The sequence below is a fragment of the Kibdelosporangium philippinense genome (genome assembly GCF_021390435.2).
In the GTDB taxonomy this organism is placed as follows: domain Bacteria; phylum Actinomycetota; class Actinomycetes; order Mycobacteriales; family Pseudonocardiaceae; genus Kibdelosporangium; species Kibdelosporangium philippinense.
In genome coordinates this window covers 2,184,596-2,199,851 of sequence record NZ_JAJVCN010000003.1, presented here as the reverse complement: position 1 = coordinate 2,199,851, position 15,256 = coordinate 2,184,596, and the positions used below count along the sequence as shown (strand labels likewise).

The 15,256-nt window shown below is 65.4% G+C and carries 15 protein-coding genes; 3 read left to right on the top strand and 12 right to left on the bottom strand.

Features of this window, described 5'->3' with window-relative positions; all coding sequences use genetic code 11:
* Positions 1–7 precede the first annotated feature (7 nt).
* On the top strand, positions 8–1,792 hold the full coding sequence (gene leuA, locus LWC34_RS42400) for a 2-isopropylmalate synthase (RefSeq protein ID WP_233730839.1): 1,785 nt from the start codon (positions 8–10) through the stop codon (positions 1,790–1,792).
* Here the strand turns inward: leuA and LWC34_RS42395 are convergent.
* The 4 genes from LWC34_RS42395 to LWC34_RS42380 all read right to left on the bottom strand — a co-directional run bounded on the left by LWC34_RS42395 (position 1,773) and on the right by LWC34_RS42380 (position 4,326).
* A complete protein-coding gene (locus LWC34_RS42395; RefSeq protein WP_233730838.1) occupies positions 1,773–2,096 on the bottom strand; it encodes a hypothetical protein in 324 nt (107 codons plus the stop codon). The genes leuA and LWC34_RS42395 overlap by 20 nt on opposite strands.
* Positions 2,097–2,265: 169 nt before the next feature.
* Complete coding sequence (locus LWC34_RS42390) at positions 2,266–3,081, bottom strand: tyrosinase family protein (protein ID WP_233730837.1); 816 nt, start codon at positions 3,079–3,081, stop codon at positions 2,266–2,268.
* A 16-nt stretch (positions 3,082–3,097) separates the two neighbouring features.
* Positions 3,098–3,397, bottom strand: coding sequence for a tyrosinase family oxidase copper chaperone (locus LWC34_RS42385; protein ID WP_233730836.1), 300 nt, complete (start codon positions 3,395–3,397; stop codon positions 3,098–3,100).
* A gap of 101 nt (positions 3,398–3,498) precedes the next feature.
* Positions 3,499–4,326 (bottom strand): LysR family transcriptional regulator, encoded by an 828-nt coding sequence (locus tag LWC34_RS42380; RefSeq protein WP_233730835.1) that lies wholly within the window; start codon positions 4,324–4,326, stop codon positions 3,499–3,501.
* Between the two features lie 95 nt (positions 4,327–4,421).
* Between LWC34_RS42380 and LWC34_RS42375 the strand changes: the two genes are divergently transcribed.
* The gene (locus LWC34_RS42375; protein WP_233730834.1) at positions 4,422–5,450 is read left to right on the top strand and encodes a LacI family DNA-binding transcriptional regulator; all 1,029 of its coding nucleotides are present in this window, start codon (positions 4,422–4,424) and stop codon (positions 5,448–5,450) included.
* A 73-nt stretch (positions 5,451–5,523) separates the two neighbouring features.
* Positions 5,524–5,844 (top strand): hypothetical protein, encoded by a 321-nt coding sequence (locus LWC34_RS42370; protein WP_233730833.1) that lies wholly within the window; start codon positions 5,524–5,526, stop codon positions 5,842–5,844.
* Here LWC34_RS42370 and LWC34_RS42365 read toward each other — a convergent pair.
* The 8 genes from LWC34_RS42365 to LWC34_RS42330 form a co-directional block, all read right to left on the bottom strand.
* Complete coding sequence (locus tag LWC34_RS42365) at positions 5,831–6,778, bottom strand: AraC-like ligand-binding domain-containing protein (protein ID WP_233730832.1); 948 nt, start codon at positions 6,776–6,778, stop codon at positions 5,831–5,833. The genes LWC34_RS42370 and LWC34_RS42365 overlap by 14 nt on opposite strands.
* A 60-nt stretch (positions 6,779–6,838) precedes the next feature.
* The gene (locus LWC34_RS42360; RefSeq protein WP_233730831.1) at positions 6,839–7,888 is read right to left on the bottom strand and encodes an ABC transporter ATP-binding protein; all 1,050 of its coding nucleotides are present in this window, start codon (positions 7,886–7,888) and stop codon (positions 6,839–6,841) included.
* 4 nt (positions 7,889–7,892) lie between these two features.
* A complete protein-coding gene (locus LWC34_RS42355; RefSeq protein WP_233730830.1) occupies positions 7,893–8,978 on the bottom strand; it encodes an ABC transporter ATP-binding protein in 1,086 nt (361 codons plus the stop codon).
* A gap of 3 nt (positions 8,979–8,981) precedes the next feature.
* Positions 8,982–9,989 carry an ABC transporter permease gene (locus LWC34_RS42350; protein ID WP_233730829.1) on the bottom strand — a complete coding sequence of 336 codons (1,008 nt, stop codon included), beginning with the start codon at positions 9,987–9,989 and terminating at the stop codon, positions 8,982–8,984.
* Positions 9,990–10,070: 81 nt separating this feature from the next.
* A complete protein-coding gene (locus tag LWC34_RS42345; RefSeq protein WP_233730828.1) occupies positions 10,071–11,822 on the bottom strand; it encodes an ABC transporter substrate-binding protein in 1,752 nt (583 codons plus the stop codon).
* A 38-nt stretch (positions 11,823–11,860) separates the two neighbouring features.
* A complete protein-coding gene (locus LWC34_RS42340) occupies positions 11,861–12,859 on the bottom strand; it encodes an ABC transporter permease (protein ID WP_233730827.1) in 999 nt (332 codons plus the stop codon).
* A gap of 285 nt (positions 12,860–13,144) precedes the next feature.
* The gene (locus LWC34_RS42335; protein ID WP_233730826.1) at positions 13,145–14,257 is read right to left on the bottom strand and encodes an ABC transporter ATP-binding protein; all 1,113 of its coding nucleotides are present in this window, start codon (positions 14,255–14,257) and stop codon (positions 13,145–13,147) included.
* Entirely contained in the window at positions 14,254–15,255 is a 1,002-nt protein-coding gene (locus LWC34_RS42330) for an ABC transporter ATP-binding protein (protein ID WP_233730825.1), read from the bottom strand. The genes LWC34_RS42335 and LWC34_RS42330 overlap by 4 nt, the downstream gene beginning before the upstream one ends.
* Position 15,256 lies beyond the last annotated feature (1 nt).

Sequence of the window (15,256 nt, the reverse complement as noted above, 5' to 3'; positions counted from 1 at the left end):
TCTTTCGATGACCACGAATCCCGACTTCCGTTCGTCCAAGATCCGCAGGCCAGCCCGTCCGGCGCCGGCGGACCAGCCCGGTTGGAACGCCCAGCTCGGCTCCTCGATGCCGTTCCACCGCTACCGGCCGTTCGCCGAGCTGGTCGAGGACGTGACGCTGACCGACCGCACCTGGCCGGACCGAAAGATCACCACGGCCCCGCTCTGGTGCGCGGTTGACCTGCGTGACGGCAATCAGGCCCTGATCGACCCGATGTCGCCTGCCCGCAAGCGCCGGATGTTCGAGCTGCTGGTGAAGATGGGCTACAAGGAGATCGAGGTCGGCTTCCCTGCCGCGAGCCAGACCGACTTCGACTTCGTCCGCGAGATCATCACCGAGAACGCGGTACCGGACGACGTACGGATCCAGGTGCTGTCGCAGTGCCGTCCCGAGCTGATCGAGCGCACGTTCGAGGCCTTGGAGGGCGCGAACAAGGCGATCGTGCACATCTACAACTCGACCTCGATCCTGCAGCGCCGCGTGGTGTTCCGCGAGGAGCGCGAGGGCATCAAGAAGATCGCCACGTCCGGCGCCGAAATGGTGGCCGAGCTGGCGGAGAAGTACACGGATACGGACTTCCGGTTCGAGTACTCGCCGGAGTCCTACACCGGCACCGAGCTGTCGTACGCCGCCGAGGTGTGCAACGCGGTGACCGAGATCTGGAAGCCGACACCGGAGCGGCCGGTGATCCTCAACCTGCCCGCGACCGTGGAAATGGCCACGCCGAACGTCTACGCCGACTCGATTGAGTGGATGCACCGCAACCTGGAGCGCCGCGACTCGGTGATCCTGTCGCTGCACCCGCACAACGACCGCGGCACCGGCGTCGCGGCCGCCGAGCTGGGCTACCAGGCTGGCGCCGACCGGATCGAGGGTTGCCTGTTCGGCAACGGCGAGCGCACCGGCAACGTCTGCCTGGTCACGCTGGGCATGAACATGTTCAGCCAGGGCATCGACCCGCAGATCGACTTCTCCGACATCGACGAGATCCGCCGTACGGTCGAGTACTGCAACCAGCTGCCCGTGGCCGAGCGTCACCCGTACGGCGGGGACCTGGTATTCACCGCCTTCTCCGGCAGCCACCAGGACGCCATCAACAAGGGTTTCGACGCACTGCGCGACTCCGCCGACAAGGCGGGCACCCCGGTCGACCACTTCGAGTGGGAGGTCCCGTACCTGCCGATCGACCCGAAGGACGTCGGCCGAACCTATGAAGCGGTCATCCGGGTGAACTCGCAGTCCGGCAAGGGCGGCGTCGCGTACGTGATGAAGACCGAGCACCAGCTTGACCTGCCGCGCAGGCTGCAGATCGAGTTCTCCGGCGTGGTGCAGAAGATGACCGACACCGAGGGCGGCGAGGTCAGCCCGACCCAGATGTGGGACATGTTCGCGGCCGAATTCCTCGGCAACACGTCACCGCTGTCGCTGGAACGGCACCGGCTGGCTGACGACGGCCGTGGCCACGACGAGATCTCCGCGGTCGTGCACGTCGAAGGCGACCCACACGAGATCACTGGCAACGGCAACGGCCCGATCGCCGCGTTCGTGGACGGCCTGGCCAGCGTGGGTTACGACGTCCGGGTCCTCGACTACACCGAGCACGCTCTCACTGCTGGCGATGACGCGCGCGCGGCTGCTTACGTCGAGTGCGCGGTCGGCGACCGTGTGCTGTGGGGCGTCGGCGTCGACTCGTCGATCGTGACGGCCTCGCTGCGGGCCGTCGTCTCGGCGATCAACCGAGCAAACCGATAGAACTCAGGGAATCGGGCTGGTCGGGCAGGCCGACCATGACCCCGATCCCGATCAGCACGGCAATGAGCCCGGCGATCACACCGATGGCGGCCATCCCGCCATCGGTGGCCCGGCCCTTGCGCGCCCGAACGAACCCGATGACCCCGAAGAGTACGGCCAGTGCTCCGAAAATGGTCGCGAGCAGTCCGAACAAGACGGACAGCCCGAACCCGATGCCGACGATGCCCAAGGCGAGGGCGGTCGTGGCGAAGCCATTGCGGAAGATCGGCGTTGCGGCCTCTGGCGGCCGGATCGCGGCGCTCATGGGCAACTCCCGTAGGAAGGGTCCAGGGTGGACGCTTGGCCCATAAATCGACGTTATCCACGATCGTGTTACCGGATCGCGACCATGTCAACCTATTGGCGTACAAGGAAAACACCCTGTGTACGACCGATCGCGGAGCGTTGTGATCTTTATGCCGTGAAGACCACCCTCACTCGTAGGTGTAGTGCGAGGAATGGTCGAGCATGTCCCGTGGTGTGACATCTCCCCACGGCTGCATGACTTCGTTAATGTCCACGACATCGGCGGTGCCCGACACTGGAGTGTAGGTATTTCTGCCGTTGCGTAGCTGCCAATCCGCCCACAACTTGTCGACATGGCAGTGGTGTAGCCAAAAGACCGGATCATTCGGCGATCCCGCGCCGGCCATCGTTCCGTTCACCCAGACATGCACGCGGTTGTGCAAGTTCGGCCCGCGGAAGCCTTCGAGGCTGTTACGGAAGCTCCTCGCCGATGTGCTGTTCCACGGCACAGTGTCGTACGTCCGAATGTCGAGCACTGTCCGGACATCCCGGGCCGTCGGCAGCGAAACACCGCCCGCGCCAAAGCTTCGGCGCAGGAATCCGGCGGAGTCGCTACGCACCGACAGCGGCCAACCGGATCCCGCGAACGGACCACTGGTGACTCGGCCGTTCTGCGAGGAGCTTCCGTTGGGCCCCATGAAGTCCGTCGCCCACAAGGACGATCCGGCGCCTGCCGTCGACCAGTCCCAGTACGGCAGGTTGACTGACGCATCCACGGCCTGCAGTGCGCGTTCGAACTCGAGCAGGAACTTCCGGTGCCACGGCAGGAAGGACGGCGATCGATGGCCGATCCTGGTGCCGTTGTCGCTGTCTGCGTTGAGCCGGTCGATGTGTTGCCGGACGAACGTGTCGTACGTGCCGGATCTTTTGATCGCCAGCAAGGCGTTGACCAGATTTGTTTTCTCGGCCGCGGTCAGGTTCTGCTGGTTCTTGCGAACCCCCATTGATAATCCCCTCTTTTCAGTGCGCGTGCAGGACCGGTCGCAGATCGCCGAGCGTGTCCACGGCGCTCCTGGCCGCGTCACGCAGTGAGGTGAACGACTCGTAGTGGTTGATAGAGGTGCTGTACGAGCCGTCGCCATTGCGCATGACGTGCACGTTGTCGCCGTCGATGAAGATGAGTTCGCCCCTGCCGTGGATTCGGCGGCCCGCGTAGATCTCGTCGAAGTCGGTTTGGGCGGCGAGTGCGTTCCAGCCGATCACCGCGCCGCCTGCCACCGCGGCCGCGCCGGTCATCAGCAGTTTTCGTCTGCTCAACATGGCATCGAAGTTATCCGCGCGGTGCCGGGAAAAGCTGCGGCCGAGCAGCGGAAAACCTTTGGGCATAGGAAAACACGATGACCAGACGGCCAGATGAAAGCCTAGAAACGGCTTTCTGTGCGGTTGTTCACTGTAACGTTGGTTAACCGCCGAATCAATGACGAAGCCGGGGCACGCCAGTACAAAACGGTCCGCCGGGACACCGGATTGCCTTCCAAAGGCCGGAGAACGATGCCGTCACCACGGGTGAACAAACCGACCGCGCGCCCGGAACGTACGACGAGATGGGCGGCCCCTGGATCGGCGATCCAGTACCGCACCCGTGGCTCGAAACCCGCCTGCTGGCACGCCAGCCGCAAACCACTGTTACCAAAAGGACTGTCGACCCAGTCGGCGTCCGAAAGCTCGACGAGATCGATGCGAGGCTTGGCGGCCAACGGATGGAGCCGCGACAGACCGACTACGCACGGCTCATCGGTGATCACCTGACTGTGCACGCCATCCGGCTTGGTGAACCCGGCAGGCTCGGCCGTGACGCAGACATCCAGCAACCCAGCCTTGAGTTGCTGCAGCAGCCAGTCAGCCGAATGGTCCACTCGCACCTCGACATCCCGCGGCAGCAACGGGATCAACGCGAGCATCGTCGAGCACGGCTGGCCCGCGATTCGAAGTCGCTCAGTCCCGCCGGCCACACTGCGCGCGGACGACACCAGTTTGTCCATATCCGCGGCCAATGCCCTGGCCTTCACCAGCACCCAGTCACCCAACGGTGTCGTGCGTACGCCCTCAGCCGACCGGTGGAACAACTCCCCGCCGAAGTACTTCTCGATCCGCCGGACGTTGCCGCTGACCCCGGCTTGGCTCTGGCCGAGCCGGACCGCGGCCCTGCCGATACTGCCGCACTCTGCCACTGCGATGATCGTCTTCAAATGTCCCTGTCCGAGCTCCATAATGCTTCAGATCTTCTCGTGAACAGGCGCTTTTGTGACAGTATCTTTCGACCCCGGTAGCCTATGCTCTACAGGTGGGGTCAACTCAAGACCGGCCGACGCTCGAGGATGTCGCGGCATACGCGGGTGTCTCCCGCTCGACCGCGTCGCGCGCGCTGAACGAGGAAATGTACGTCAGCTCCAAGGCTCGGGAGGCCGTGCTCGCGGCCGCGCGAGACCTCGGATACTCCCCGAACCAGGCGGCCCGATCGCTGGTCACCAAACGCACCGGCGCGGTCGCCCTGGTGTTGTCGGAGCCCGAGTCGAAAGTCCTCGACGACCCGTACTTCCTGATCGTGATGCGGGCGGCGTTCCGCGAGCTGGCCAACCGGGGCAGCCAGATGCTCGTGATGTTCGTCGACGCCCCCGACGACATCCCACGGACGATGAAGTTCCTCGACGGCGGCCACGTCGACGGAGCGCTGGTTTTCGCCCCGCACAGCGGCGATCCGCTGCCGGTCGCGCTGAAGCTGTTGCGGGTGCCCGTGGTGTTCGGCGGACGGCCCGGCCGATCAAGCTCGGACCTGTACACAGTGGACTACGACAACACGGCAGGCGCCCGGCTCGCAGTCGAGCACCTGCTGAGCGTCGGCAAGCGAAACATCGTGACGGTATGCGGCCCGCAGGACCACCCCGCGGCGATCGACCGACTGGCTGGGTGGCGGGAAACCCTGGCGGAGAAGGGGCTGCCGACCAACGGCCGGGCCGAGAACGGTGATTTCACGCAGACCGGCGGCGAGGCGGCGATGGTGAAGCTGCTGGAACGGGAACCTGGGCTGGACGCGGTGTTCGCGGCAAGTGACCCGATGGCGGTTGGGGCCATGCGGGCGCTGAAGGCCGCAGGTCGTCGCGTGCCGGAGGACGTGGCTGTCGTGGGCTTCGATGACAACCCGAAGCTGGCGTTGGCCGTGGACCCGCCGTTGACGTCCGTGCATCAGGAGCCCGCGGAGCAGGTGACCCAGATGGTGGAGATGCTGCTGGACTTGCTCGGTGGGCAGCCGCCGGAGCAGCGTCGGCAGGTACTGCCGGTGTCGCTGACCGTCCGGGAGTCAAGCCAGCGCTGAGTTCACTCTGCGCCAAGAACCCGTGTTCTGAGCGCTAAGGACTTTCTGGTCCGTCCCGGTGATCCTGGTAGGCGTGAGACTGGGAAACACATACTGCGAACAGTGCGGTGATGGTTACCTCGTTGTCGACAAAAAGGACTTCCCGGACAAACGTGGCACCGTCTATCTCACCTACAACTCCGCGACCGAAATGCACTGCGTGGTGACGGTCCGCGCGGCCGCGGACGAGCCGACCTTCATGGAAGCGTTCATCCGCAAGGTCGGCGAGGACAAATGGGCGAACGACCCCGGCGCGTACACCGACGTCGCCGGTCCGGTGTACCTCGCCGCCGCCGATTCGTGCATCGACTGGGGAGGCACGATCGGCACCGCGATCGAAGTCAAGAAGCACTAGCCCGGTATTCCTTAGGCGCCACGCCATAAGCCGCCCGGAACGCCCGCGTGAAGTCTGCTGCCCGCACGAAACCCCACCGTGCGGCGACGGCATGGATGGGCGCGGTGCCCGTGGCCAGGTCCCGGCGGGCGCTTTCCAAGCGCTGCACACGGATCCAGGCAGCCACGGTCTCGGCCTCTTCGCGGAACAGCCGGTGCAGGTAGCTCAGCGAGATATGGTGCGCAGCCGCGATCATGCCAGGGTTCAGCGCCGGGTCGTGCAGGTTGCGCCGGATGAAGTCCTTGATACGCAACACAAGCGTCCGTTTGTGCGACTCCAGCACAACCGGCCGGTCGAGTGCGTGCCCGAACACCGCGGCCACCAGGTCCGTGAGCACGGTCCCCAGCCGTGGCGCGTCCGATGGTTGGTAGGCAGCGGTGTCCGAGGTCAGCTGGGTCAGGAAATGGGTCAGCAGCGAGCCGATCCCATCTTTCCCGGACATCGGCAAACCCACCGCTTTTTCGGCCTGGTGGCGGGGAAGCGGCAGCAGTGCCTTGGGGATCTCGACGCCGATCGACTTGATCCTGGCGTCACCCGTGGTGATCTCGTACGGCCGGGACGAGTCGTTCGTATGGATGTCCAAGACGTCACAGGTCTTCTCGTGCCGGTCCAGCCGCATGCCCGCACTTCCTTGCAGCAGCAACGACAAGTGCACGGTCTCCGGGTCGGACTGGCGGATCAGCTTGCGGCTGCGCCGGAACGTCAGCGGATCGAACGTGGCAGGCCACACCACCATCCCGCCGAGGTCGATGACCCGCATCCGAGCATCGAAATCCGCGGCGTAATCGCTGGTCAGGTCCATCGGGGCATGCAGGCTGGCCATCACGTCACGCCAGGCCGGAAACCGTTCTGCCGCAGGCAGATCCGCGCTGGAGAAGACGGCTTCGTCGAGCATTTCACCTAGGTTAGCGAAAAAGCCCCCGTCGATGACGAGGGCCTTTTCGCGCGATGCGGACTACACCACCTTGACGGTGTGGTCCGAATCCGGTGTGTTCTCCGGGAAGTGGCACGCGGCGCTGCGGCCGGGCGCCAGTTCGCGCAGGACGGGCTCCTCGGTCTTGCAGATCTCCTGCGCCTTCCAGCACCGGGTGTGGAACCGGCAGCCGGACGGCGGGTTGATCGGCGACGGCACGTCGCCCTTCAACCGGATCCGCTCACGCTTGGCCTTGCGCTCCGGGTCCGGCACGGGCACCGCGGACAGCAGCGCCATCGTGTACGGGTGCATCGGCGTCTCGTAGAGGCCGGTGCGCTCGCCGATCTCGACGATCTTGCCGAGGTACATCACCGCGACCCGGTCGGACACGTGCCGCACCACCGACAGGTCGTGCGCGATCATCACGTACGTCAGGTCCAGCTCGTTCTGCAGATCCTCAAGCAGGTTCACCACCTGCGCCTGGATCGACACGTCCAAAGCGGACACCGGCTCGTCGGCCACGATCAGCTTGGGCTTCAACGCGAGCGTACGGGCGATGCCGATGCGCTGCCGCTGACCGCCGGAGAACTCGTGCGGGTAGCGGTTGTAGTGCTCGGGGCTCAGTCCGACGAGCTCGAGCAGTTCCTGCACGGCCTTCTTCACGCCGTTCTCGGTCTGCACCTTCTGCAGCTTGAACGGCGCGCCGACGATCGCACCCACGGTGTGCCGCGGGTTCAGCGACGAGTACGGGTCCTGGAAGATCATCTGCACGTCACGGCGCAACGGGCGCAGCTTGCCCTGTGACATGTGGGTGATGTCCTCACCCTCGAAGACGATCTTGCCCGCGGTGGGCTCGAGCAGCCGGGTCAGCAGCCGTCCCGTCGTGGTCTTGCCGCAGCCAGACTCGCCGACCAGGGAGAGCGTCTCGCCCTTCTGCACCGAGAAATCCAGCCCGTCCACGGCCTGTACGTGGCCCTGGACCCGCTGCAGCAGGCCCTTGCGGATCGGGAAGTACTTCTGCAGTCCCGATGCCGACAGCAGGGTTTCCCTCGTCTTCTCGGCTGGGGCGGTGGGAGAGGTCAGTTCGCTCATCGACTCACAACTTCGGCTTGATCTCGTCGTTCCAGATCCGCTGGCGCTCTTCGCCAGAGAGGTGGCACGCGATCCGGTGTCCAGGACTGATCTCGCGGAACTCGGGGCGCTCCGTGGTGCTGAGGTCCCCGTTGAGCTCCCCGTACGCGCACCTGGGGTTGAACGGGCAGCCTGTCGGAACGTTGATCAGGCTCGGTGGCGTGCCCTTGATCGGCTGCAGCCGCTCGGTGCGTTCCCGGTCGAGCCGGGGCATCGAGCCGAGCAGGCCCCAGGTGTACGGGTGCTGCGGCGACGAGAAGATCTCGTGCGACGTGCCGTACTCCACCGAGCGGCCCGCGTACATCACCATGATGTCGTCGGCCAGCTCGGCGACCACGCCGAGGTCGTGCGTGATGATGATGACCGCGGAGTTGAAGTCCTTCTGCAGGTCGACGATCAGATCGAGGATCTGCGCCTGCACGGTCACGTCCAGCGCGGTGGTCGGCTCGTCGGCGATCAGCAGCTCCGGGTCGCACACCAGCGCCATCGCGATCATCGCGCGCTGGCGCATACCGCCGGAGAACGCGTGCGGATAGTCGTCGACGCGCTTGTCCGGCTGCGGGATGCCGACGCGGTCGAGCATGTCGATCGCGTGCTTGCGGGCCGCGGCCTTGGACACGTCGTGGTGTACCCGGTACGCCTCGATGATCTGGTTGCCGACCGTGTAGAACGGGTGCATCGCCGACAGCGGATCCTGGAAGATCATCGCCATGTTCTTGCCGCGCTTGCGGCGCACCACTTCCGGATCGGCGCCGACCAGGTTCTCGCCGTCCAGCTTGATCTCGCCGGTGATCTTGGCTGAGCCCTGCTTGTGCAGGCCCATGATCGACAGGCTGGTCACACTCTTGCCTGAGCCGGACTCGCCGACGATGCCCAGCGTCTTTCCCCGGTCGAGGCTGAACGACAGCCCGTCGACGGACTTGACGATGCCGTCGTCGGTCGGGAAGTGCACCCGCAGGTCACGTACCTCGAGGAACGCGGACGGCAGGTTGCGTGCGGCGTCGGCCGTGGCCAGCTCGTCACCGGAAAGCTCGGTGTTGGGGGTTCCCATCAGCTAGCGCCTCACAGTCGGGTCGAGGACGCCGTAGAGGACGTCGACCACCAGGTTTGCCAGAACGATGAACAGCGCCGCGAACATCACCACGCCGAGCACCATGGGCAGGTCACTCTGGATCACTCCGTCGAGTGCCAGCTGACCGAGTCCCTTGAGCGAGAAGGTCCGTTCGGTGAGCACGGCGCCGCCGAGCAGCAGGCCGACGTCAAGACCGAACACGGTCAGGATCGGCGTGAGGCTGGCGCGCAGCGCGTGTTTACCGATCACGGTCCGCTCCCGCAGGCCCTTGGCTCTCGCCGTGCGGACGAAGTCCTCGCCGAGGGTGTCCAGCATCCCGGCGCGCGTCAGCCGGGCGTAGATCGCGGAGAACAGGAACGCCAGCGTGATCCACGGCAGGATCAGCCCTTGCGCCCACAACCCGGGATTGTCGAGGAACGGCGTGTATTTCACCGGGGGTAGCAGACCCCATTGGTGCACAACGAATGTCAGCGACAACAGGCCGGTGAAGAAGATCGGCAGCGACACACCGGCCAGTGCTATCGCCATGGTCGACCGGTCGATCAGCGTGCCGCGTTTCAGCGCGGACAGCACACCGACGCCGACACCCGAGATCAGCCAGATGATCGCGGCACCGATGACGATGGACAGTGTCACCGGAAGTCTGCCGAGCACTTCCTCGAGCACCGGCTGGTTGGTGCGGAACGAATAGCCGAGACACGGTGCCGGGCAGTCGATTGTCCTCGTGCCGCTGACGTACGTGTCACCGGACACCACGGCCTTGATGAACATCCCGTACTGCTCGGCGACCGACTTGTCGAAGCCGAACCGTTCCTTGATGGCCTGCACGGTCTCCGGTGTCGGTGACTTACCCGCGAACCGGGCGGCGAGATCGTCCGACGTCACCCCGGCGATGCGGGGGACGAGGAAGAAGATCGCGAAGGTCGCGGCGCTGATCACCAGCAAGAGGGCGATCGCGCCGACGAGTCGACGAACGATATAAGCGATCACAGCATGCGGCCATGGGTGGCCTGCGCGGGCTCGCGCAGGCCACCCGGTGCCTTCACTCCTTCAGCTGACCGATGCGACTTGTCAGGACACGCCGAGGTTGGCGTAGTCGTACATACCGAAACCGACGTGGAAGTACACGTTGGTCAGGTTCGTCGGCCGGTACAGCAAGGACTTGGCGTAGACGTTCGGCAAGTACGCGCCCAGCTCGAGGGCCCTGCGGTCGATCTGGTTGTAGATCTTCTCGCGCTCGGCGGCGTTGTCGATCTTGACGACCTCGTTCCACCACTGGTTGATCTGCGGGTCGTCCAGCTCGGCGGCGTTGGAGTTACCGCTCGGCAGGATCGCCTTGCCGTCGGTCAGCGCCTGGTCGTAGCCGTAGCCACTCTGCCAGTCAGCTGCCCAGCCGTAGGTGCCGAGGCCGACCTTCTCGTTCGCCACGAAGGACGGCGAGCCGAGCTGGTCGGTGGTGTACGAACCGGCCGGGTAGCCCTTCAGGGTCAGCTTGATGCCGACCTTGGCCAGCGACTGCTCCACAGCCTCAGCGGTCGCCTTCTCCTTCGGCCGGTTGCTGCGGTAGATCATCGTGGTCTCGAAGCCGTTCGGCTGGCCGCACTTGGCCAGTGCGTCCTTGGCCTTGGCCTCGTCACCCTTGTAGCCCTGGCCGATCGGGTAGATGTTGCTCGCCTCGCGGCCGGGGATGATCGGCGGCATGATCGACGTGGCCATCTCGCCACCCACGTCACCACCGTAGGCACGCCACATGGCGTCACGGTCGGCTGCGTAGATGATCGCCTTGCGGCACTCCACGTTCGGGATGTTCTTCATGTTGATCGGGATCAGCCAGTGGAAACCGGCGTACGGGTTGTCCGCGTTGGCCTTCAGCGCGGGGTCGGCGAGCACGCGCTGACGGGCGGCTTCCTGCAGACCCGAACCGGCGAGCTCGACTTGCACGTCACCGGAAAGCAGTTGGTTGTCCAGCTCCTCCGCGTTCACGCCAGCCGCGACCTCGATCCGGTCCGGCAGCTGCTTGCGGTTGGAGTCGGTCGCCTGGTCCCAGTTCGGGTTGCGCACCAGCGCGCCACCCTGCTTGGGCTTGTAGTTGCCTTCCCACATGTACGGGCCGCTCGACAGCGGGTGCAGCGCGTACTGCTCACCGGTGTCCTTGGCCTGCGGGACCGGCGCGGTCTGGCCGCTGAAGCTGACCAGCTCGTTCCACTCGGAGAACGAGTCCTTCAGCTTGAACACGACGGTGTAGTCGTCCGGGGTCTCGACGCCCTTGAAGTTGTCGAGGTTCGTGTCCTTGTACGGACCCTGGTAGCCGTCAGCTGCCAGCAGGCTCTTGAAGTAGCCAGGACCACTGCGCAGCACACCGCGGTCGAACGTACGGGCGACGGCATACTTGATGTCCCTGGCCTTGACCTCGGTGCCGTCCTCGTACTTGATGCCCTTGCGGAGCTTGTACGTCCACGTCTTGCTGTCGTCGCTCGGCACACCTGGCGCCTCGGCCAGGTCCGGCGAAGGCTCGGCGCCCTCGGTACCGGGCTTGGACGTGTAGGTCATCAACGTACGCGTGTACAGGCGGATGAAGTTGTTGCCGAACGCGTAGTAGGTGTTGCCGGGGTCGGTCGAGTCGAAGTCGTCGCTGACCGCGAACTTCAGCACGCCGCCCTTCTTGTCGGACGCGTTGACGATGCCCTTGGAGCCGGCATCGAACGCGGCCGCTCCGCCGGTCGTGCCGCCGTTGCCTCCGCTGTCGCCACCGCAGGCGCCCAGCACCAGGCTTAGGACGACTGCGCCGGACACAGCCGCTATCCGGGTATTGGTTTTCCTCATCGGTTTCCTTTCACTGTCGCCAGGTGTGCGACGCAAGGTCATCGGGCGCGTGGGTCGAGCGCATCGCGCAGGCCGTCACCGAACAGGTTGAAGGCCATCACGGTCACGAAGATGGCGAGACCGGGGACGATCACGAAGTGCGGTGCGACGCTGTACAGCCTGGTGGCGTCGGTCAGCATGCCGCCCCACGACGGTGTGGGTGGGTTGATCCCGACGCCGAGGAACGACAGTGCCGCCTCGAACAGGATGTTGGTGGGGATCATCAGCGTCGAGTACACAAGGATCGGCGCCACCAGGTTCGGCAGGATCTCCTTGAACAGGATGTACGGACTTCGAGCCCCGAGACTGCGCGCCGCGTCGACGAACTCACGTTTGCGCAGCGAAAGCGTTTGCCCACGGACGATGCGGCCGATGTACGGCCAGCTGAAGAAGCCGATGATGAACACGAGCATGGCGATCCGCAGCCCGTTGCCGGTCAGCCCGAGCAGGTCGTTCGGGCTCACCCCGGCCAGCGCGATGGCGAACAGCAGGAGGGGGAAGGCCAGGAACGCGTCCATGGTGCGGGCGATCAGTGTGTCGATCCACCCGCCGAAGTAGCCGGCGATCACGCCGAGGACGGTGCCGATGATCACCGAGACCAGGGTGGCGAGGAACCCGACGAGCATCGAGACCTGCGCGCCGTAGACGATCCGGCTGAACAGGTCACGGCCGTTGGTCGGCTCGATGCCGAAGAGGAAGTCCCAGCTGATGCCGCCGAAGGCGCCGTACGGCTTGCCGATCGTCGGATCGACGAGGTCCTGGTGGAACTCGTTCGGCGGATGCCCGAGCAGCTTGACGATCAGCGGGGCGAAGATGGCGACAAGGATCAGCAGCAGGACGATGGCCCCGCCGGCCATCGCGACCTTGTCGCGCTTGAGCCGTATCCACGCGATCCGGCCAAGTGACCGGCCCTGGATCTGTTTGCGGCTGACTCCTTCCAGTACGGCTTCTGGTTGTGCCGATTTGTCGGAGTCCGTGACCTCGATCGGAGCGGTCATCGCTGTGCCAGACCCGCCCGTCGCATCGAGCGCCCATCGGCGCTGTACCAAGTGGCCATGCGGCTGGGTTGCGACGACAGCGGGTAAGCCATCACGCACTCCTTTGCGAGTCGGTCCGGGATCAGTCCGTTGGTGGCGACCTTAGCCTCCTTGTTCGCCATCCCCTGACCTCCATTGGGTCACGATCCGGGAACACAGGCCGGTCAACACCTTGACGCGCAGGACCGATCACGGAATGTAGCTGTCAGCGGTGGTTGTTCTTCTCGACCATCCCAAAGTGGACAGTCACGGGCCGAGGGCCTCGGTGATCGAGGCCGGGCCGGCCAGCGGATCGTCGGCTGTCACGCCGCCTCCCGTACCGTCCGGTTCGATCAGTTCCGGGCGGACTTCGTGTGGCCGGATCCGTCCGGAGGAGATGTCCTCGGCGAAGTGGCACGCTACCCGATGCCCGCCGGTGATCTCCCGCAGTGCTGGCCGCTCGGTGTCGCAGCGCTGCTCCTGGCGCCATGGGCAGCGGGTGTGAAAACGGCATCCAGCAGGGGGATTCGCGGGTGACGGAAGGTCGCCTGCCAGCAGGATTCGCTCCCGCCGGTCCTCAACGAGCGGGTCGGGCACGGGCACGGCCGAGAACAGCGCACGGGTGTACGGGTGCAGCGGTTGCGCGTACAGCAGGTCCGACGGCGCCTCCTCGACAAGGCCACCGAGGTACATCACGCCGACCCGGTCGGAGATGTGCCGCACCACGGCAAGGTCGTGCGCGATCACCAGGTAGGTCAGCCCGAACTCTTCCTGCAGGTCTTCCAGCAGGTTGATGACCTGGGCCTGCACCGAAACGTCCAGTGCGGAGACCGGTTCGTCGGCCACGATCAGCTCGGGATCGACGGTGAGTGCTCGTGCGATTCCGATGCGCTGTCGTTGACCGCCGGAGAACTCGTGCGGGTACCTGCGAAGCGCGTTGCTCGGCAGGCCTACCGACGAAAGTAGGGAGCGCAAGCGTTTGGCTGTCGCGTCGCGGTCCTTGTCCAGCCCGTGTGCCCGCATTCCCTCCACAAGGAGGGATTCCACCGATTGACGCGGATCCAGCGACGACATCGGGTCCTGGAAAACCATCTGCATCCGGCGGCGCATCTGGCGAAGTGGCTCACCACGCATGGCCGAAAGGTCGACCCCGTCGAAGACCACTCGGCCGTCCGTCGGCTCGGTCAGTTTCAGCATCGCGCGCCCGAGCGTGGACTTGCCGCAGCCGGATTCACCGACAAGGCCGTACGTTTCGCCGCGCTTGATGGCCAGGTCCACGCCGTCGACCGCGTACACGTAGCCGACGGTCTGGTCCAGCACGACTCCGCGCTTGATCGGGAAGTGCACCTTTATGTCTTGGACCTCGACGAGCGTGCTCATACCCGGGCCTCCCGTTCCACCGGCGCGACCGGGTTGTGGCAGCGCAGCAACCGGTCGTCAGGCACGACCGGATCGCTTCCCATCTCCGGGGTTTGCTCGACACAGACATTGATGGCGTTGGGGCAGCGTGGCGCGAACGCGCACCCGCTGGTCCATGGGATGTTGTCGGCCACCGAGCCCTTGATCGGCGACAGCCGCTCACCTCGCGGCGCGTCCAGCCGCGGGATCGAGGCCAGCAGGCCGTGCGTGTACGGATGCCTTGGTATGCCGAACAAATCGTGCCGCTTGGCACGTTCGACCACGCGGCCGCCGTAGAGCACGTTCACCTCGTCGCACAGACCAGCGACCACCCCGAGGTCGTGGGTGATCATGATCAGCGCGGTCTCGGTGTCGCGCACAAGTTCGGCCAGCAGGGCAAGGATCTGCGCCTGGATGGTCACGTCGAGCGCGGTGGTCGGCTCGTCCGCGATCAGCAGTTTCGGACGGCATGCCAGCGCGATCGCGATCAGCGCGCGCTGCCGCATCCCGCCGGACAGCTGGTGCGGGTACTCGTCCAGCCTGCGCTTGGGGTCAGGGATGCCGACCTTGTCCAGCAGGTCGGCCGCTTCCACTGCGGCCTGTTTGCGGGTCATGCCCCGGTGGCGCTCCAGCACCTCGGTGACCTGCAGCCCGATCGGCACGACCGGGTTCAAAGAGGACAGTGGATCCTGGAACACCATGCCGAGATCACGGCCACGCCGATCGCGCATCTGCTTGTCGGACAACGACAACAGCTCGGTCCCGGCGAACCGCGCCGAACCGGAGACATGCGGACCGCCCTTGGGCAGCAGGCCCATGATGGTCAGCGCGGTCACGGACTTGCCGCAACCGGACTCGCCGACCAGCCCGACCGTCTGGCCGGGCTCAACGTCGAAACTCACCCCGTCCACGGCGTGCACGGGATCCTCGCCCCTGCGCCGGAACTCGACCCTCAGGTCACGAACTTCTAGCAATGCCACC